At 63.0% G+C, this 17,011-nt stretch carries 17 protein-coding genes; 15 read left to right on the top strand and 2 right to left on the bottom strand.

What is annotated here, in order from left to right; genetic code table 11:
• The 7 genes from NKK51_RS15255 to NKK51_RS15225 all read left to right on the top strand — a co-directional run.
• Positions 1-1,455: dipeptide ABC transporter ATP-binding protein (locus tag NKK51_RS15255; RefSeq protein ID WP_352553672.1), on the top strand; the 1,455-nt coding region annotated here is incomplete at its 5' end.
• Positions 1,448-2,413: an ABC transporter permease gene (locus tag NKK51_RS15250; protein WP_352553671.1), complete on the top strand. Its 966-nt coding sequence runs from the start codon at positions 1,448-1,450 to the stop codon at positions 2,411-2,413. The genes NKK51_RS15255 and NKK51_RS15250, both read left to right, overlap by 8 nt.
• A gap of 4 nt (positions 2,414-2,417) precedes the next feature.
• Positions 2,418-3,410: an ABC transporter permease gene (locus NKK51_RS15245; protein WP_352553670.1), complete on the top strand. Its 993-nt coding sequence runs from the start codon at positions 2,418-2,420 to the stop codon at positions 3,408-3,410.
• Positions 3,411-3,648: 238 nt separating this feature from the next.
• Entirely contained in the window at positions 3,649-5,226 is a 1,578-nt protein-coding gene (locus NKK51_RS15240; protein WP_352553669.1) for an ABC transporter substrate-binding protein, read from the top strand.
• Positions 5,227-5,243: 17 nt separating this feature from the next.
• Positions 5,244-6,221 (top strand): ABC transporter permease, encoded by a 978-nt coding sequence (locus NKK51_RS15235; RefSeq protein ID WP_128302602.1) that lies wholly within the window; start codon positions 5,244-5,246, stop codon positions 6,219-6,221.
• Between the two features lie 4 nt (positions 6,222-6,225).
• Positions 6,226-7,068 carry an ABC transporter permease gene (locus NKK51_RS15230; protein WP_023809081.1) on the top strand — a complete coding sequence of 281 codons (843 nt, stop codon included), beginning with the start codon at positions 6,226-6,228 and terminating at the stop codon, positions 7,066-7,068.
• Positions 7,065-8,699 (top strand): dipeptide ABC transporter ATP-binding protein, encoded by a 1,635-nt coding sequence (locus NKK51_RS15225; protein WP_352553668.1) that lies wholly within the window; start codon positions 7,065-7,067, stop codon positions 8,697-8,699. Before NKK51_RS15230 ends, NKK51_RS15225 begins: the two co-directional genes overlap by 4 nt.
• Before the next feature lie 20 nt (positions 8,700-8,719).
• Here the strand turns inward: NKK51_RS15225 and NKK51_RS15220 are convergent, their stop codons facing one another.
• Positions 8,720-8,884 (bottom strand): hypothetical protein, encoded by a 165-nt coding sequence (locus NKK51_RS15220; RefSeq protein WP_352553667.1) that lies wholly within the window; start codon positions 8,882-8,884, stop codon positions 8,720-8,722.
• On the opposite strand from NKK51_RS15220, the gene NKK51_RS15215 reads away from it, so the two are divergent.
• The 7 genes from NKK51_RS15215 to NKK51_RS15185 are packed head-to-tail and all read left to right on the top strand — an operon-like array spanning position 8,883 to position 15,540.
• On the top strand, positions 8,883-9,935 hold the full coding sequence (locus NKK51_RS15215; RefSeq protein ID WP_352553666.1) for an isopenicillin N synthase family dioxygenase: 1,053 nt from the start codon (positions 8,883-8,885) through the stop codon (positions 9,933-9,935). The two genes, NKK51_RS15220 and NKK51_RS15215, sit on opposite strands and share 2 nt — an antisense overlap.
• Positions 9,936-9,964: 29 nt before the next feature.
• Complete coding sequence (locus NKK51_RS15210) at positions 9,965-11,290, top strand: O-acetylhomoserine aminocarboxypropyltransferase/cysteine synthase family protein (protein ID WP_352553665.1); 1,326 nt, start codon at positions 9,965-9,967, stop codon at positions 11,288-11,290.
• Positions 11,291-11,350: 60 nt separating this feature from the next.
• Complete coding sequence (locus tag NKK51_RS15205; RefSeq protein WP_352553664.1) at positions 11,351-12,385, top strand: ABC transporter substrate-binding protein; 1,035 nt, start codon at positions 11,351-11,353, stop codon at positions 12,383-12,385.
• Between the two features lie 11 nt (positions 12,386-12,396).
• Positions 12,397-13,398 carry an ABC transporter permease gene (locus NKK51_RS15200; RefSeq protein WP_128302599.1) on the top strand — a complete coding sequence of 334 codons (1,002 nt, stop codon included), beginning with the start codon at positions 12,397-12,399 and terminating at the stop codon, positions 13,396-13,398.
• Positions 13,392-14,183 (top strand): ABC transporter ATP-binding protein, encoded by a 792-nt coding sequence (locus NKK51_RS15195; RefSeq protein ID WP_352553663.1) that lies wholly within the window; start codon positions 13,392-13,394, stop codon positions 14,181-14,183. Before NKK51_RS15200 ends, NKK51_RS15195 begins: the two co-directional genes overlap by 7 nt.
• Complete coding sequence (locus NKK51_RS15190) at positions 14,180-14,518, top strand: hypothetical protein (RefSeq protein WP_352553662.1); 339 nt, start codon at positions 14,180-14,182, stop codon at positions 14,516-14,518. Before NKK51_RS15195 ends, NKK51_RS15190 begins: the two co-directional genes overlap by 4 nt.
• 2 nt (positions 14,519-14,520) lie before the next feature.
• Positions 14,521-15,540, top strand: coding sequence for an isopenicillin N synthase family dioxygenase (locus tag NKK51_RS15185; protein WP_352553660.1), 1,020 nt, complete (start codon positions 14,521-14,523; stop codon positions 15,538-15,540).
• Here NKK51_RS15185 and NKK51_RS15180 read toward each other — a convergent pair.
• Positions 15,475-15,762 carry a hypothetical protein gene (locus tag NKK51_RS15180; RefSeq protein ID WP_352553658.1) on the bottom strand — a complete coding sequence of 96 codons (288 nt, stop codon included), beginning with the start codon at positions 15,760-15,762 and terminating at the stop codon, positions 15,475-15,477. The genes NKK51_RS15185 and NKK51_RS15180 overlap by 66 nt on opposite strands.
• 222 nt (positions 15,763-15,984) lie before the next feature.
• Between NKK51_RS15180 and NKK51_RS15175 the strand changes: the two genes are divergently transcribed.
• Positions 15,985-17,007, top strand: a complete 1,023-nt coding sequence (locus tag NKK51_RS15175; protein WP_127293017.1) for an amino acid ABC transporter substrate-binding protein — start codon at positions 15,985-15,987, stop codon at positions 17,005-17,007.
• Positions 17,008-17,011 lie beyond the last annotated feature (4 nt).

Genomic DNA, 17,011 nt, shown 5'->3' with positions numbered 1-17,011 from the left:
CCCCGGGGGATCTTATGCGGCGCCCCCGCCGCGCTCGGGGGGGGCGGCGCCCGCGGCGCCGACATCGGCTTCGTCTTCCAGGACCCGCTCAGCAACCTTCATCCGCTGAAGACCATCGGCCAGCAGATCGCCGAAGCGATCACCGCCCACCGCAGGGTGGGACGTGGGGAGCTGCGTCAGCGCGTTCTCGATCTTCTGGCCGATGTCGGCATCCCCGACCCTTCGGCCCGCGTGAACGACTATCCCAGGCAGTTCTCCGGCGGCATGCGCCAGCGCGTGATGATCGCAGCGGCGATCGCGCTCAATCCCGGTCTGATCATCGCCGACGAACCGACGACCGCGCTCGACGTGACCGTGCAGGCGTCGATCCTCGATCTGCTGAAACGAATCCAGCAGGACCACGGCACGGCAATGATCTTCGTCAGCCACGATCTGGCCGTCGTTTCGGACATTGCCGACGATGTCCTGGTGATGCGCGCGGGGCACGTCGTGGAGCAGGCGCCGGCCGAGCTGATCTACAGGGCACCGCGCCAAGCCTACACCAGGGAGCTGCTCGGTGCGGCGCGGCTTGGCGGCCTGGTGGCCCGCGCGGCGCGATCATCGCTACTCCCGGCGCTGCCGTCGATGCCCGATTTGCTCTCCGTCTCGGCAATCGCGCGTTCGTTCGCAGGCCGCTCCGCCGCAGGCGGTCTGATCAGGCCGGTGCTCACGGATATCTCGTTCACCGTCCGCGAAAACGAGATCGTCGGCCTCGTCGGCGAATCCGGTTCCGGCAAGTCGACAATCGGCCGGCTGATCGCCGGGCTCGACCGGCCGGACGAGGGCAGCATCTCCCTGCGGGAGCGTATCTATTCGCGTCCGGGTGTCGGCGGCATCGCCATCGACCGGCAATTGCGGTCGGACATACAGGTTATCTTTCAAGACCCCTATGCAAGCCTCAACCCGCGGCGGCGCATCCGGTCCATTCTGGCGGAACCCTTCATCATCGGCACCAGACTGGACACCGCGGCGATACGCCGGCGCGTGCAGGATCTGGTGCGCGACGTGGAACTTCCCGACGACGTGCTGGATCGTTTCCCGGCCCAGCTTTCAGGTGGCCAGCGGCAGCGTGTCGCCATTGCGCGCGCCATCGCGCTCGAACCCTCGCTGATCGTCGCCGACGAGCCGGTATCGGCACTCGACATCACGACGCAGGCGAAGATCATCAGGCTGCTGCAGACCATTCGCCGGCAGCGAGGCCTGTCGCTGCTCTTCATCTCGCATGATCTCGGCGTCGTGTCGGAACTGTGCGACCGCGTCATCGTGCTGGAGAAGGGCGTCATCGTGGAAGCCGGCGAGACAGGCCGTGTCTTCGGCGCTCCCCGGCATCCCTACACGGTCAGGCTGATAGACGCGATCCCCGGCAAGGTCCTGCGGCGCAACCCGGTTCCCGAGCGGATCGCCGCGCATGCCTGAGATCCGTGCCCTGGCGTCCGTCCAGGACCACGTCCTGCTGGGGCATGGCGAGGTGGTGAATTCCTACAGGTCGCTGCTTCTGCGAGCGCTGCTGCGCGAACGGTCCTTTCGCATCGGCGCGCTGATCATAGGCTTCGTCACCGCCGGTGCGCTGCTGGCGCCAGTGGTCGCATGGCTGCTGGGGCACGGGGTGACGGAGCAGTTCCGCGATACGGCGTTGACCGAGATGGGACTGCCGAGTGGCCCCACGTTCGAATTTCCACTTGGCGCCGACGGCAACGGCCGCGACGTGCTGGTCAGAACGCTCTACGGCGCGCGCGTATCTCTGGCCATCGCCATCCCGGCGACCACGCTTGCCATGATCATCGGCACCGCCATTGGCCTCGTCAGCGGATTTCTTGCCGGTCGCGTCGACCGCGTCATTTCGCAGGCGGTGGACGTCGCTTTGTCGTTTCCGTTCATCGTCACCGCGCTCAGCCTCCTGTCGCTGAACCGGGGCGTCGATGGCAAGCCGTTTGTTGCGCCCTCCCTGGTGGTGGTGCTGATCATAACCCTGTTTTCCTGGACCTACTTTGCCCGGCTGACGCGTGGCCTGGTGTTTGTCCTGCGCCGCAGCCCGCTGGTGGAAGCCGCGCAGACGATCGGCGCCTCGAAGACCAGGATCATCATGCGCGAGATCCTGCCCAACATCGCGCCGGTCATCCTGGTCTACTGGGCGGTACAACTGCCGACCAACATCATCGCCGAAGCGACGCTCTCCTTCCTCGGCGTCGGCGTGCAGGCGCCGCAGCCGAGCTGGGGCAATATGATCGCCGAGGCGCAGCGCTCATCCCTCTACCAGTTGCAGCCATGGTTCCTGCTCGGACCCGGCATCGCGCTGTTTCTGACCGTGGCCGGCTTCAACACGCTGAGCGCTGGCCTGCGCAACGTCCTCGACCCCCATCGCCGCAGCGGGTGACGCCATGATCCGGCACACAGGCAGGCTGATCTTCCGGGCGCTCTCGACGCTGCTGATCGTGCTGGTGATTGCGTTCTTCATCACCCGCATAGCCTATCGCAATCCGGCCGCGATGCTGGCGCCGCGCAACGCCAGCCAGCAGGCGATCGATGCCATAGCACACGCGCTGCGGCTCAACGAGCCATGGTATCTGCAGTTGTGGTACTATCTCTACCGCGGCCCCGACATCCAGGGCGCGCCGATGGGGATCGCTCACTGGCCGCCGGCGCTGGGCTACTCCTTCCGCAAGCAGACACCGGTGACAGACCTCATCCTGTCCAAGGTGCCGGTGACGCTTTCGCTCGCCCTTGGTGCCGTCGTCATTTGGATGACGCTGTCGATCCTGCTTGGCGTGATTGCCGCGCGCCGGCAGGGCTCCTGGCTGGACAGGCTGATATCGGGCTTCGCCTATGCGAGCCTGTCGGTGCCGACGTTCCTCTCCGGCATCCTGATCTCCTATTTCCTGTTCTTCCAGCTCTCCAACCATGGGGTCTTCTGGTTTCCAAGCAGCGGTTATGTGCCGCTGACGAAAGATCCGTTCGAATGGGCCCGGCATCTGGCCCTGCCGTGGCTGACGCTGGCACTTGCCGAGATCGGCATTTTCCAGCAGCTGATCCGCGCAAGCATGCTTGAGGTTCTGGGCGAGGACTACATAAGGACGGCGCGCGCCAAGGGTGTTCCGGAATGGCGGGTCTATTACGATCATGCGTTGAAGGCCGCGCTCAATCCGGTGATCACGCTGGGTGGCCTGGAGCTTGCCGTCATCATGGGTGGGGCGATCGTCACGGAGACGATCTTCGGATTGGACGGCGTCGGCCGGCTGGCGATCAACTCGGCGCTTGAAGGCGATTTTCCGGTCGTCATCGGGACGACGATCTTCGCCGCGGCATCGTTCGTGTTCTGCACCTTCGCCGTCGACATCACAACCAGATGGCGCGACCCGGCGAGCCTGTCGTGACCGCCCGCCATCGGGCAATTCGCTCTCATTTCAGCACGGATATTGGGAAAAATATTCGCTCTGGCTGACATCGATGAAGCATGTTCCCTTATCATAATCCCCTTTGTCTATAATCTTACTACACAAATTCGCACCGCAATTCGCAAGCAGATCGGCCGCGTCATTCGGTGGAGCCACACTCTCCTGCGGAGCGACATCTCAGGCTCCGCGATCAATTACTCGACAAGGTGAATTCACGATGATCTCCCGCCTGTTGCGAACCATCATGCTGTCTCTGGCAGCCACGCTTCTGACGCTGACCGGACTTGCGGCACAGGAGGCAGGCGGGACGCTCAACCTGATCGTCCAGCCGGAACCGCCGACGGTCAATGTCGGCGTCAATCGTCTTGGTCCGACGACTTATGTGGGCAACAAGATCTACGAGAGCCTGTTGACCTATTCAGCCGACCTGAAGCCGCTGCCGCGGCTGGCGCAAAGCTGGTCGATTTCCGATGATGGCCTCGTCTACACCTTCAACCTGCGCCATGACGTCAAATGGCATGACGGTCAGCCCTTCACGGCCAAGGACGTGGTTTTCAGCTTCCAGAAGTTCCTGCCCGCGCTTCAGGCCCGCTCTCGGCTCAATCTGGCGGAGGTGAAGGACATCGCCACGCCGGACGACTACACCGTGGTGTTCACGCTCAAGGCGCCGTATCCGGCCTTCATCTATGTGCACAACACCGCCGTGCTGCCTGCCCATCTCTATGAAGGGGTGAGCGACTTTCGCACCGCCGAGGCAAACAGCAAGTTCATCGGCACCGGGCCGTTCAAATTCGCCGAGTGGAAGAAGGGGTCCTTCATCCACCTTGGCCGCAACCCTGACTATTGGGATGCCGGCAAGCCCCATCTGAACGACATCTTCTTCCACGTCATCCCTGACGCCAACAGCCGCGCCATCGCTTTCGAAACCGGTCAGGTGGATGTGCTGCGCGCCGGCGACGTCGAGAACTTCGACATTACGCGGTTGGCCGGGCTCGATGGCGTGCAACTGACCGAGGCAGGCTGGGAATTTCTTCAACCGGTCGGCTACATCCACCTCAACAACCGCCACAAGCCGCTCGACGATGCGCGGGTGCGCCGGGCGATCGCGCATGCGATCGACCGCCAGTTCATCATCGACACGATCTTTGGTGGATTCGGCCACGAGACCAACGGCCCGCTGTCGCGCCTGTCGCGGTTCAAGGACACATCGGTCGAAACGAAATATGAATTCGACCTGGCCAAGGCGAACGCCATCCTCGACGAGGCCGGCCTGAAGCCCGACGCCAACGGCGTGCGCTTCGAACTGCAGTTCGTTCCGCTGCCCTATGGCGAGCTGTGGCAGCGCGAGGCGGAATATGTCCGGGAGGCGCTGGCGTCTGTCGGCATCAAGGTCAACATCGTGGCGACCGACGTGCCGGGCTGGTTCAAGCGGCTGACCACCTTCGACTATGATCTTGCCGAAAACTTTGTCTACACCACCCCTGACCCGGCAATCGGCATCAGCTATGCCTACACCACGCTCGAAGGCGACAATGCGGGCACGACCGGCGGCAATGTGCATGGCTATTCCAACCCCGAGGTCGACAGACTGCTGGCCGACGCCGCCCATGAGAACGACTTCGACAAGCGCAAGGCGCTCTATTCGCAAGCCCAGAAGATCATCTCCGCCGACGTGCCGCTCATCTGGACGCACGACATCGTCTTTCCGACGCTCTACCGAACCAAGGTTCACAATCTGATCGCGACCGGTCTCGGCACAGATGAAAACTTCGCCGATGTCTGGCTGGCGAAATAGCTGGCGGGCTGGGTAGGATGGATCGTCTTGGCTTCCTGACGGGACGGGCCGCCCGCGCGGTTCTCATCCTGTTTGGGGTTATCGTGCTCAACTTCGTGCTGCTGCGCCTCGCACCGGGAGATGCGGCATCCGTCCTGGCCGGGGATCAGGGCGCGGCCGACCCGGCCTTTGTCGCGGAACTGCGCCACGATCTCGGGCTTGATCGCTCCGTGCCCGAGCAATTGTGGATCTACACCAAGTCGCTGGCGCGTCTTGACTTCGGCCAATCCTACCGCGACCAGCGTCCTGTTATCGATATCATCGCGGAAAGGCTGCCGGCCACACTGCTTCTGACATTGACCGCCTTTGGCTTTGCGTTGGGGACCGGCATTGCGCTCGGGTCTATCGCCGCCCGGCACGCCGGCAGTCTGCTCGACACCGTGCTGACCGGCATTTCGGTGATGTTCTTTGCCATGCCGCTGTTCTGGACCGGCCTGATGGCGATCCTGCTGTTTTCGGTCTGGCTGAACTGGCTGCCGTCCTACGGCATGCAGACGGTAGGCGAGGGCGGGTCGGATCTCTCGCTTGTCGGGGATGTCGCCGTTCATCTCATTCTTCCGGCTCTGACGCTCGGCCTGTTCTACATGGCCATCTACATGCGCGTGACGCGCGCCTCGGTGCTCGACGTGCTCGATCGCGATTTTGTCCGTACCGCCAGGGCCAAGGGCCTGAAACCGGGATTGATCTGGCGCCAGCATGTGCTGAGGAACGCGCTGCTGCCGATCATCACCTTCGCCTCCTTGCAGGCCGGACAACTGATCGGCGGGTCGATCCTGATCGAGACGGTGTTCGCCTGGCCGGGCGTCGGGCGTCTCGCCTTCGATGCCCTCATGCAGCGGGACTACAACCTCTTGCTGGCGATCTTCTTCATCACCTCGACAATCGTCGTCGTCATCAACCTGGCCGCGGATTTTCTCTACGTTGCCGCCGATCCGCGCATCGAAATGGGAGCTTGAGGCGATGGCCTTGCCGCGAACCCCGTTCCTCAGGCATCCGGGCGCTGTCGCCGGCGCGCTGATCCTGATCGCGATCCTCCTGATGGCGATCTTCGCCGGTATACTCTTTCCGGGCGATCCCTGGCGCATGGTTGCGCGCCCGAACCTGCCGCCCTTCAGCCCGGGTCATCTGTTCGGCACCGACATGCTCGGCCGTGATCTTGCGGCCGGCATCGCCCACGGGGCGCAGGTCACGCTGCTGATCGCTCTGGCGGTGACGCTGCTCGCCGTCGCCTTCGGCACGGCGATAGGTGCTGTCGCCGGCTATTTCGGCGGCTGGGTCGACGACGTCGCCATGCGGTTCACCGAGTTCTTCCAGACCATCCCGAGCTTCCTGCTGACGGTCGTCATCGTTGCGATCGTCGCGCCTTCGCTGGCTTCGATCATCCTGGCCATCGCAATCGTCAGCTGGCCGCAGATCGCCCGGCTGGTCCGGGCCGAGGTGCTGAGCCTCGTCAACCAGGACTTCGTGCGGGCGGCACGGGTTGGCGGGCTGTCGACTGCCCGGATCATCTGGGGGCACATCCTTCCCAACGTGCTGTCGCCCGTGATCGTTGCCGCTTCGTTGATGACGGCGACCGTCATCCTGATCGAATCGGGCATCAGCTTCCTTGGTCTGGGCAATCGCGAGTTCGTCTCCTGGGGCTATCTGCTCGGCACCGGCAGGACCGCCTTTCGCGTCAACTGGTGGCTGTCGACCATTCCGGGCCTGGCGATCTTCCTCACCGTTCTTTCCCTGAACCTCGTCGGCGACGGCCTGAACCATTGGCTCAACCCTCGCAACAGCAATCGCGGTGGGCGCGCATGAGTGCCCTGGTCGAGATCGACGGTCTCTCCATCGCCTTGCCGGTCGATGCCGATCGGGCATTGGCCGTCGAGGGCGTATCGTTGCGCATCGACCGTGGCGAAGTGCTTTGCCTGGTCGGCGAATCCGGGTCCGGCAAATCCGTGCTGGCCGCGGCTATTGCCGGCCTGTTGCCTGCCAAGCAGCTCCGGATCGCCGCCGGTACGATCCGTTTCGATGGCCGCGACATTGCCGGGATCAGCGAGGCTTCGTTCCGCCTGCTGCGCGGCAAGCGCATTGGCTTCATCTTCCAGGAACCGATGAGCGCGCTCAATCCGGTGCTGACCATCGGCCGCCAGATCGAGGAAGCGCTCGCCGCGCATGATGGCGGCGACCGCAAGGCGCGCACCGCTCGCGTGCTGGAGCTGGCGCGGGCAACCAGGCTTCCGGATCCCGAGACGATCATTCACCGCTACCCGCACCAGCTCTCGGGCGGACAGCGGCAACGGGTGATGATCGCCATGGCGATCGCCAACGATCCGGACCTGCTGATCGCCGATGAACCCACCACCGCGCTCGACGTCACGACGCAAGCGGAAATCCTGCGGCTGATCCTTGAAATCCGCGAAAGGCTCGGTCTCGCCGTTCTGTTCATCACCCATGATATCGGCGTGGTCGCCGATATCGCCGATCGCGTCATGGTGATGAAGGAGGGCCGGGTGATTGAGAGCGGCAGAGCAGACGACGTCCTCGAAGCGCCATCGCAGCCCTACACACGCCGCCTGATCGAAGCCGTTCCGGTTCTTCATACCAGTGCAATTCAAAGACGGGACGCAGGGGATCCGTTTCTCGTTGTCCGCGGGCTGACCAAGACCTATCGTGATCGCCGCGCCCCTTGGCGGCGGCAGGCCTCCGCCACCAGGGCGCTGGACGGTGTCAATTTGACGATTGGGCGCGGCGAGACGGTCGCCCTCGTCGGTGAATCCGGTTCGGGCAAGACGACGCTCGGCCAATGCGTCGTCGGACTGGCCGACTGGGATGAAGGCAGCCTGAGCTTCGACGGTGGCGATCTCGCCGGCACGACAAGGGAACGCACTTTACGTCCGCGTATCCAGATGGTGTTTCAGGATCCGTTCGCCTCCCTCAACCCGCGCCATCGCGTCCGCCGCATCCTTACCGAAGCCGCCATAGTCAACGGCCTTTCACGCGAGAGGGCGGAGGAGCGCATGTCCCGCCTCCTTGTCGGCGTCGGACTTGACCCCGGTGCGGCCGATCGTTTCCCGCATGCCTTTTCGGGCGGCCAAAGGCAGCGTATTGGCCTGGCGCGAGCACTCATGCTTGAGCCCGACCTGCTCGTCGCCGACGAACCGGTCTCGGCCCTGGATGTCTCGATACAGGCGCAGATTCTCGACCTTCTGGCGGAAATCAAACGCGATCTTGGCCTGTCGATGCTGTTCATCACGCACGATCTTCGTGTCGCCTCGGCGATCGCCGACCGCATCGTCGTCATGCAGAGCGGCAAGATCGTCGAGGACGGACCCGCCGAGCAGGTTTTGACGCGCCCCCGATCCGACTATGCGCGTGCGCTGCTGGCGGCGGTCCCAGGCCTGTCCTGGGAGCGCGGCCGCGAGCGGATCCGGGCGGCCGCGGAGTAGAGATCAACACGTGATACCGGTCACAAATCAAAATCTACCAATCTTGTAGAATTAACAAAAACGCGCTGCCTGTCCTGCACAGGCGATACTGGAATTTCCTCACCTGCCGCCGAAAGGGATGACGTTTTCTTTGTTTCCATCGCCTGCGGTGCGACGCTTCGATCACCAAACGTGAGGATCGACATGAGCAGTTCTGCAGACAAGAGAACGATTCCGGTATTGGATTTTTATCGCTACGAAGCCGATCCGGTGTCTCGCAAAGAATTCATCGAGGGATTGCGGCGGGCTGCACGCGATGTCGGCTTCTTTTACCTGACGGGACATGGCATCGCGCAATCGCTGATCGACGATGTGCTTGGCGCGTCACGACGTTTCTTTGCCTTGCCGGACAGGGACAAGCTCCAGATCGAGATGGTCAACTCGCCGCATTTCCGCGGCTACAACCGGATTGGACAGGAGCTGACGAAAGGCCAGAGGGACTGGCGCGAGCAGGTCGACATCGGCTCGGAGGCACCGGCGCTGCCGCGCAATGCCTCGCTGCCGGCCTGGACGCGCCTGCAGGGGCCGAACCAATGGCCAAGCGCCTTGCCCGAGCTGAAGCCGCTTCTGCTGGAGTGGCAGGATCGCCTCACCGATCTTTCGACGTGCCTGCTGAAAGCCTTTGCCATTGTCCTGGAGCAGGATGAGGGTGCTTTCGAAGCCATCTATGCCGGCACGCCGAACCACCTCATCAAGATCATCCGCTATCCCGGCCGTGACGCGACCGAAAGCGAGCAAGGCGTCGGTGCGCACAAGGACAGCGGCTTCCTGACGCTCCTGCTGCAGGAAAGGCAGAAGGGGCTGCAGGTCGAAAGCGCCGATGGCGATTGGATTGACGCCGAGCCGCGCGCCGGCACCTTTGTCGTCAACATCGGCGAACTGCTGGAAATGGCGACCGATGGCTACCTGAAGGCCACCGTGCACCGGGTCGTAACGCCGCCAGCCGGCACCGACCGGCTGTCGGTCGCCTTCTTCCTCGGCGCTCCGTTCGATGCCGAGATTCCGCTCCTGGATCTGGCGCCGCACCTGAAGGCGCAGGCGAACGGGGTCACCCGCGATCCGCAGAATCCGCTCTACCGCAATTCCGGGCAAAACGCGCTGAAGAGCCGGTTGCGCTCGCATCCCGACGTCGCGCGGCGCCATCACGCCGATCTGCTGGCCGCCCAGGCACGCGCCGAAGCTGTCCCGGTCGCTTGACCGCCACAACCATCAGGAAGGAACGATAAATGACCCTGGAAAATCTTTCTCCCGAGACCCTTGCCCTTCACGGCGGCTCCTGGCGCGCCGATCCCGCCACCGGCGCCGTTGCCGTACCTATTTACCAGACCACGTCTTACCAGTTCCAGGACACCGGCCATGCCGACCGGCTGTTCGCCCTCGATGAGATCGGCCATATCTACACGCGCGTCTCGAACCCGACGCAGGATGCGCTGGAGACTCGCATCGCGGCGCTGGAAGGGGGTGCTGCTGCCCTTCTTGTGTCCTCCGGCCAGGCGGCCTCAGCCTATTCGGTGCTGAACCTTGCCGGCGCCGGCGACAACATCGTCTCCGCCACCGATCTCTATGGCGGCACCTGGGCGCTGTTTGCTGCCACGCTGAAGCACCTGGGCGTGGAAGTACGGTTCGTCGATCCGTCCGACCCTGAGAATTTCCGCCGTGCCACCGATGCGCGGACACGCGCCTACTATGCGGAATCGCTGCCCAATCCGAAGCTGCAAGTCTTCCCGATCAAGGAAGTCGCTGACATCGGCCGGTCGCTCGGCGTGCCGTTGATCGTCGACAACACCGCGGCACCGCTGAGCATCAGGCCGTTCGACCATGGCGCGGCTGTCGTGGTCTATTCGGCGACGAAATACATTGGCGGCCACGGAACCTCGATCGGCGGCATCGTCATCGATGGCGGCAACTTCCCATGGGAAGACCATGCCGAACGCTTCCCGACGCTGAACCAGCCCGATCCAAGCTATCACGGCAAGGTTTGGACCGAGGCGGCCAAAGCGCTTGGACCGGTGGCGTATGTACTGCGCATCCGCACCGTGCTTCTGCGTGACGTCGGTGCCGCGATCAGCCCGTTCAATGCCTTCCAGCTGCTGCAGGGCCTGGAGACGCTGCCCTTGCGCATCCGTCAACACAATGAGAACGCCATCAAGGTGGCGGAGTTTCTGCGCGGTCATCCAAAGGTCAGCAACGTCATCTTCCCACGCTACCAAAGCGGCGAGAGCAAGCGCCGGGCCGACGCCTATTTCCGTCAGGGCAGCTACGGCGCGCTGGTCGGGTTCGAACTCAAGGATGGCCGCGAGGCTGGACGTTCCTTCATCAACGGGTTGAAGCTGCTCTACCACGTCGCCAACATCGGCGATGCACGCTCGCTGGCTATCCATCCATCGACCACGACCCACTCGCAGCTTTCGCCGGAAGAGCAGCTCGCGACCGGCGTGACGCCCGGTTATGTCAGGCTTTCCGTCGGCATCGAGCATCCCGACGACATCATTCGCGATCTTGAACAGGCGCTCGATCAGGCCGTCGGCGATCGCGAATTGAAGGCCGCCTGAGGCATTTCTGCTGGCGAACAAATCGTCGGCTCCACATCGATCCGGTCACAGGAGGGTACAATGACTTCCAGCAGGAAAATCGGGGCAACATCGAAGATCTCGCGGCGCGGCGTGTTGCGCGCCGCCGGCACACTCGGTGTTGGCGCCGCGGCTGTGGCCCTGCTCGCCAGGCCGACCAGCTACGCCATAGCCGGCAATGCGACCAAGGTGCGGTTGTCATGGACCGAGTTCGCGGCCTGCCATTCGCCGATCGCCTTCGCCCTTTCGAAGGGCATCTATGCCAGGCATGATCTCGACATCGAACTCTACTATCAAGGTGCCAGCGGCCAGACGCTGATCCAGTCGATCGCCACCAACAAGACGGATGCCGGCGCCGGCTTGCTCTATGACTGGATCAAGCCGCTGGAGCAGGGGCTGGACGTCAAGCTGTTCGTCGGCTCACATGGCGGCTGTACAAGGCTGCTGGCGTCAAAGGCCTCCGGCGTCACCACGCTCGAAGGTCTGAAGGGCAAGACCATCGTCTCCTACGACGTCGCCAGCCCGCCAAAGCACTCCTTCCAGGTTGCGCTGGCCAAGGCAGGCCTCGATCCCGAAAATGATGTGAACTGGCTCAACGTGCCGTTCGATCTGGTCGGCGAAACGGTTGGCAAGGGTCAGGCCGATGCGCTGGCGCATCTCGATCCGTGGGCCTATTCCCACAAGAAGAAGTTCGACCTTGTGGAAGTCGCCAACACGCAAACCGGCTCGTTCGAAGGTGCAGTCTGCTGTGTGCTTGGCGTCAATTCGGCTTTCCTGGATGCCAACAAGGATGCCATCCGGCGGTTGGCCGAGGCCGACATCGAGATCCACGAATATGCGGCGGCGCATCCAGATGAGGTGGCAAAGTGGTTCGTCGACAATCTCAACCCGGGCTTCCCCTTTGAAGATATCCGCGACGAGATTGCGTCATGGGTGTTGCACAACCATCCGGTCGGCAAGGATCTGCAGGATCAGGTGAAGCATGCGGCCGCTGATCTGTCGCTGATCAAGGTGCTCGATCCCACCACCGACCCGGCGGAACTCGCGCAGCGGGTGACGGTCGACATTCTGGCCTGACGGTTGCGGTGATGAGCGCAGCGATCGACGAGGACGCAGGCGAAAAGAGTGTTTCTTCCGCTTCTGCCGGGCCGGTGTGGAAGCACGGGCTCTATGCCGCCTCGGCTTGGCTGCTCGCTGCCATTGTCACGATTGCCTTCCCCGATGTCGTTCCGTGGGGTAGCCGCGATGTCTTCGTCGCCCTGCTGGTCGCCGGAGCGATGATCCTGGCCGGTCTTGCATTCAGCGTCGAAAAGCTTGGCGGATTTGGCCGCGGGCTGATGCACTACGGTCCATGGCTGATTGTGCTGGGCCTTTGGTTCGCGGTCTGGGAGTTGATCACCGCCAAGCTCGGCTGGATGCCGAAACCATTCTTCACGCCGCCGCACGGCCTCCTGCATGTCTATATCGTCGACTGGCAACGCATCCTCATCTGCATCGCTTACACCGCGCGGCTGTGGACCATCGGTTTCTTCAGCGGCATCATTGTCGGCTTCATCGGCGGCGTGGCGCTAGGCTGGTCCAAAAACTTCGCCTATTGGGGCATGCCGGTGCTGAAGCTGATCGGCCCCGTGCCGGCGAGCGCCTGGATCCCGGCAACCTTCTTCCTGTTCCCGACGACGTTCCAGGCGAGCCTGTTCCTGGTCGCGCTTGCATCCGGCATACCGGTCGCGATCCTGACCGCGTCGGGCGTCAACTCGGTCAACCGCTCCTTCTACGACGTGGCGCGTACGCTTGGCGCCAGCAGCCGCTATCTGGTTCTTCGCGTGGCGATACCGGCCGCTCTGCCGCATGTCTTCGTCGGCCTGTTCATGGGGCTGTATTATTCCTTTGCCGTGCTGGTGGTCGCCGAAATGCTCGGCGCGAAATACGGTCTGGGCTGGTATCTGCAGTTCCAGACGGCCTATTCGGCCTACGCCAACGTCTACGCGATGCTGATCGTCATGGCATTGCTCTGCTCGGGTCTGGTCAAGCTGCTGTTCGTCGCGCGCGACCGGCTGCTCGGCTGGCAGAAGGGGGTCGTGCAATGGTAGCCCTTGCCGCCACCCGCGCCGCATCCGATAGCTCTACCGGCCTCGCCATCGACTTCCAGGCCGTCTCGCATCAGTACGATCTGGATGGACAGCCCTTGCCGGTGCTGCGCCAGATCGACCTGGCCGTGGCGCCAGGCGAGTTCGTGGCGCTGCTCGGTCCGTCCGGCTGCGGCAAGTCGACCCTGCTGCGGCTGGCGGCAGGGCTGGAACGGCCAAGCAGCGGTGAGGTGCTGGCAAACGGGACAATCGTCGCCAGACCGGATCCGTCGCGCGTCCTGGTGTTTCAGGACCCGACGCTGTTTCCGTGGCGGACCGTTCGCGACAATGTCGCCATCGGGCCGGAAGCGCGCGGCGTCCTGCCTGGCAGTCAGAAGCGGATCGATGGTGCGCTTCGCCTGGTCAAGCTCGAGGCTTTCGCCTCCGCCTTTCCGCACCAGCTGTCCGGCGGCATGGCGCAACGCGCCGCGCTGGCGCGTGCCCTGATCAACGACCCGCGCCTGCTGTTGCTCGATGAGCCGCTGGGCCGGCTGGACTCACTCACCCGGCTGACCATGCAGGAGGAGCTTTTAGCGCTCTGGCGGCAGGCCGGATACACGGTCATTCTGGTCACCCACGATGTCGAAGAGGCGCTGCTGTTGTCCGGGCGCGTCATCGTGCTGACCGAGCGCCCGGCACGCATCAAGGCCGAGGTCGCGGTCGATCTGCCCTACCCCCGGCGGCGTGACGATCCGCGCATCGTAACCCAACGCCAGCACATCCTCGAGATTCTCGGGTTCTCGGCATGACCGAAAATACGTCGGCATCGGTCAGAAAACTGTTTTCGCCGCGCTGGCTGGAAGCGGCGGGAATTGTCCTGACGCTCATTGCTCTCGTCTGGTGGGCGATCGTCTACGCACAGGTCATGTCGAACACCGGATTTCCAATCGAGCGCACCCTGCCATGTCTGCTGCAGACGTCTGACCGCTGCTCGCTTGCCATGTCGTTGTGCAAGACTTGGCATTTCCTCGGCATCCGGCGCTATTCGCCCGCACTGTTGTGGGCCGGAGCGATCATTTCCAGCTTCGCGCTTCTGTGGGGGAGCTTCATGCAAAATCCAAAGCAGACAAAAGAAGGAAACTGACCATGCCCAGAATTGTGCCGGTGCTCGATCTGAGCCGTCTCGAACAAGGTGCCTCCGAATATCGTACCTTTCTCCTGGACCTGCGCACGGCGGCGCGAGACGTTGGCTTCTTCTACCTCAGCGGCCACGGAATTTCCGCCTCGGAGATCGACGACGTGCTCGATGCCTCGCGCCGGTTCTTCGCGCTGCCGGAGGCCGACAAGCTGGCGATCGAAATGGTCAAATCCCAGCAGTTCCGCGGCTACACCCGCGCCGGCGGCGAACTGACCAGGGGCGCGGCCGATTGGCGTGAGCAACTCGATTTAGGCGTCGAGCGCCAGCCCATAGCGCAGGGACCTGGAATTGCACCATGGACAAGGTTGCAGGGACCGAACCAGTGGCCGTCTGCACTGCCGGAGCTCAAGCCGGCACTGCTCGCATGGCAGGCCAAGGCGACCGCGGTGGCGATTCGGCTGCTGAAGGCCTTCGCACTATCGCTCGATCAGCCCGAGGGCGCCTTCGACGCGATCTACCGGGACTCGCCCAACCATCGCATGAAGATCGTCCGTTATCCCGGCCGTGACGCGACAGAAGGCGACCAGGGCGTCGGTGCGCACAAGGATGGCGGTTTCCTGACCCTGCTGCTGCAGGACGACACCAAGGGGCTGCAGGTCGAATATGACGGAAGCTGGGTGAATGTGGATCCGCTGCCCGGAACACTGGTCGTCAACATCGGCGAACTGCTCGAATTGGCATCGAATGGATATCTACGGGCCACCGTGCACCGCGTCGTGACGCCGCCTGCCGGCGTCGAGCGGATTTCCGTCCCCTTCTTCTTCAGCGCGCGGCTCGATGCGACCATCCCGCTTCTTGGCCTTTCGGAGGAACTGGCGGCACAGGCGCGCGGACCGGCAAGCGATCCCGACAACCCGTTGTTCCGCGATGTCGGGACCAATGTGCTCAAAAGCCGGCTGCGTTCACATCCCGACGTGGCACGCCGCCACTATGCCGATCTTCTCGAGACCGGAACGGCGGGTTCGTGAGCTCAGCGGCGCATGAATTTTTGCCGTTTCATTTGTTTTTTGGAATGCCATTCGTCGCCAAGGCTTCGAAATAAGCCCAAAAAGGTAAAATCGTTCGGCGGTTTCCTCCCATTTCGCCGAACGGTGTTCCCCTCTGAAGGTTTTGACCTTCTTTTTGGCCGGGCCGTATTCGAGCCCGGCCATTTTTTGCTGCGCGATCTCCATCTTCAGCGGCGCGAACATATCCTTCGCATAGCAATCCATTCGGGAACAGCGCGGTTCGCATTCGCCGCCAATGTGCATTTTCGAAGCAATCTGCTTTCCGGACAGGCAAAAAAATGGATTGCCGTTCCTTAGTCTACCAAAATTATAGAGTTAACTTCGGGGCAGTCGAACAGAGCGGGGGACGTTCCGCGATCGGCTGACAACAATGAACCTCAGGAGTTGACTGACATGACGATTGCAATGCGGCTTGGCGCCGGTTGGAGGACGGCACTGGCGACGACGCTGGTGGTGGCGGCGGGATTGTTTTCGACCGCGACCTATGCGGGCCCGACGCTCGACAAGATCAAGGAGCGTGGCTCCATCAAGGTCGGTGTCGGCACGACACCCGGTTTCTTCTCGCCGGACAGCAACGGTCGCTGGCAAGGCTTCTTCGCCGACTATGGACGCGCCCTGGCGATCACTGTCTTTGGCGACCCGGACAAGGTGGAGTTCACCAACTCTTCGCCGCAGCAGCGCCTGCCGGCGCTCCAGGCCGGTGAGTTCGACATTCTGCTGTCGGGCGTGACGGTAACGATCACGCGTGCCTTCCAGCTCGGCTTCCATTTCGGTCCGACGGTTTTCTACGACGGCCAGGGCATCCTTGTGCGCAAGGACCTCGGCGTCACCAAGGCTGCCGACCTGGACGGTGCCACGATCGGCGTTCAGAGCGGTACGACCGGCGAGTTGAACATCGCCGATTTCTTCCGCAAGACCGGCAAGAAGTTCACACCGGTGACGATCGAGGATACCGGCGAATTCATCAACGCGCTGGAGACAGGGCGCGTCGACGCCATCACGCAGGACTCGTCCGATCTCGTTGGCAAGCGCACCCAGCTGAAGAAGCCCGATGACTACATTATCCTGCCCGAGCGGCTGTCGAAGGAGCCGCTCGCACCGGCAATCGCCGGTGGCGACGACCGCTGGCTCGAAATCGTCAACTGGACGGTCAACGCAACCATCCAGGCCGAGGAATGGGGCATCACCAGCAAGAATGTCGACGAGTTCCTGAAATCGCCGGATCCGGCCATCCAGCGCTTTCTCGGCGTAGACCCGTCGCTCGCCCAGGCGATCGGCCTCGATCCGAAATGGGCCTATAATATCGTCAAGACCGTCGGCAATTACGGCGAAATCTATGACCGGAACCTGAAACCGCTCGGTTGGGAGCGCGGCTACAACAGCCTGTGGACCAACGGTGGTCTGCTGTACTCACCGCCGTTCCGCTGAGACC

It is taken from the genome of Mesorhizobium sp. M0011 (assembly GCF_040324155.1).
Lineage (GTDB): Bacteria > Pseudomonadota > Alphaproteobacteria > Rhizobiales > Rhizobiaceae > Mesorhizobium.
The sequence above is the reverse complement of the archived record's forward strand: the minus strand, read 5'-3'. Positions and strand labels throughout refer to the sequence as shown.

Excerpts from the sequence above, each read along its gene's own strand:
- NKK51_RS15250 (WP_352553671.1), top strand. The coding sequence starts at position 1,448 with ATGCCTGAGATCCGTGCCCTGGCGTCCGTCCAGGACCACGTCCTGCTG.
- NKK51_RS15245 (WP_352553670.1), top strand. The coding sequence starts at position 2,418 with ATGATCCGGCACACAGGCAGGCTGATCTTCCGGGCGCTCTCGACGCTG.
- NKK51_RS15240 (WP_352553669.1), top strand. The coding sequence starts at position 3,649 with ATGATCTCCCGCCTGTTGCGAACCATCATGCTGTCTCTGGCAGCCACG.
- NKK51_RS15235 (WP_128302602.1), top strand. The coding sequence starts at position 5,244 with ATGGATCGTCTTGGCTTCCTGACGGGACGGGCCGCCCGCGCGGTTCTC.
- NKK51_RS15230 (WP_023809081.1), top strand. The coding sequence starts at position 6,226 with ATGGCCTTGCCGCGAACCCCGTTCCTCAGGCATCCGGGCGCTGTCGCC.
- NKK51_RS15225 (WP_352553668.1), top strand. The coding sequence starts at position 7,065 with ATGAGTGCCCTGGTCGAGATCGACGGTCTCTCCATCGCCTTGCCGGTC.
- NKK51_RS15215 (WP_352553666.1), top strand. The coding sequence starts at position 8,883 with ATGAGCAGTTCTGCAGACAAGAGAACGATTCCGGTATTGGATTTTTAT.
- NKK51_RS15220 (WP_352553667.1), bottom strand. The coding sequence starts at position 8,884 with ATGTCGATCCTCACGTTTGGTGATCGAAGCGTCGCACCGCAGGCGATG.
- NKK51_RS15210 (WP_352553665.1), top strand. The coding sequence starts at position 9,965 with ATGACCCTGGAAAATCTTTCTCCCGAGACCCTTGCCCTTCACGGCGGC.
- NKK51_RS15205 (WP_352553664.1), top strand. The coding sequence starts at position 11,351 with ATGACTTCCAGCAGGAAAATCGGGGCAACATCGAAGATCTCGCGGCGC.
- NKK51_RS15200 (WP_128302599.1), top strand. The coding sequence starts at position 12,397 with ATGAGCGCAGCGATCGACGAGGACGCAGGCGAAAAGAGTGTTTCTTCC.
- NKK51_RS15195 (WP_352553663.1), top strand. The coding sequence starts at position 13,392 with ATGGTAGCCCTTGCCGCCACCCGCGCCGCATCCGATAGCTCTACCGGC.
- NKK51_RS15190 (WP_352553662.1), top strand. The coding sequence starts at position 14,180 with ATGACCGAAAATACGTCGGCATCGGTCAGAAAACTGTTTTCGCCGCGC.
- NKK51_RS15185 (WP_352553660.1), top strand. The coding sequence starts at position 14,521 with ATGCCCAGAATTGTGCCGGTGCTCGATCTGAGCCGTCTCGAACAAGGT.
- NKK51_RS15180 (WP_352553658.1), bottom strand. The coding sequence starts at position 15,762 with ATGTTCGCGCCGCTGAAGATGGAGATCGCGCAGCAAAAAATGGCCGGG.
- NKK51_RS15175 (WP_127293017.1), top strand. The coding sequence starts at position 15,985 with ATGCGGCTTGGCGCCGGTTGGAGGACGGCACTGGCGACGACGCTGGTG.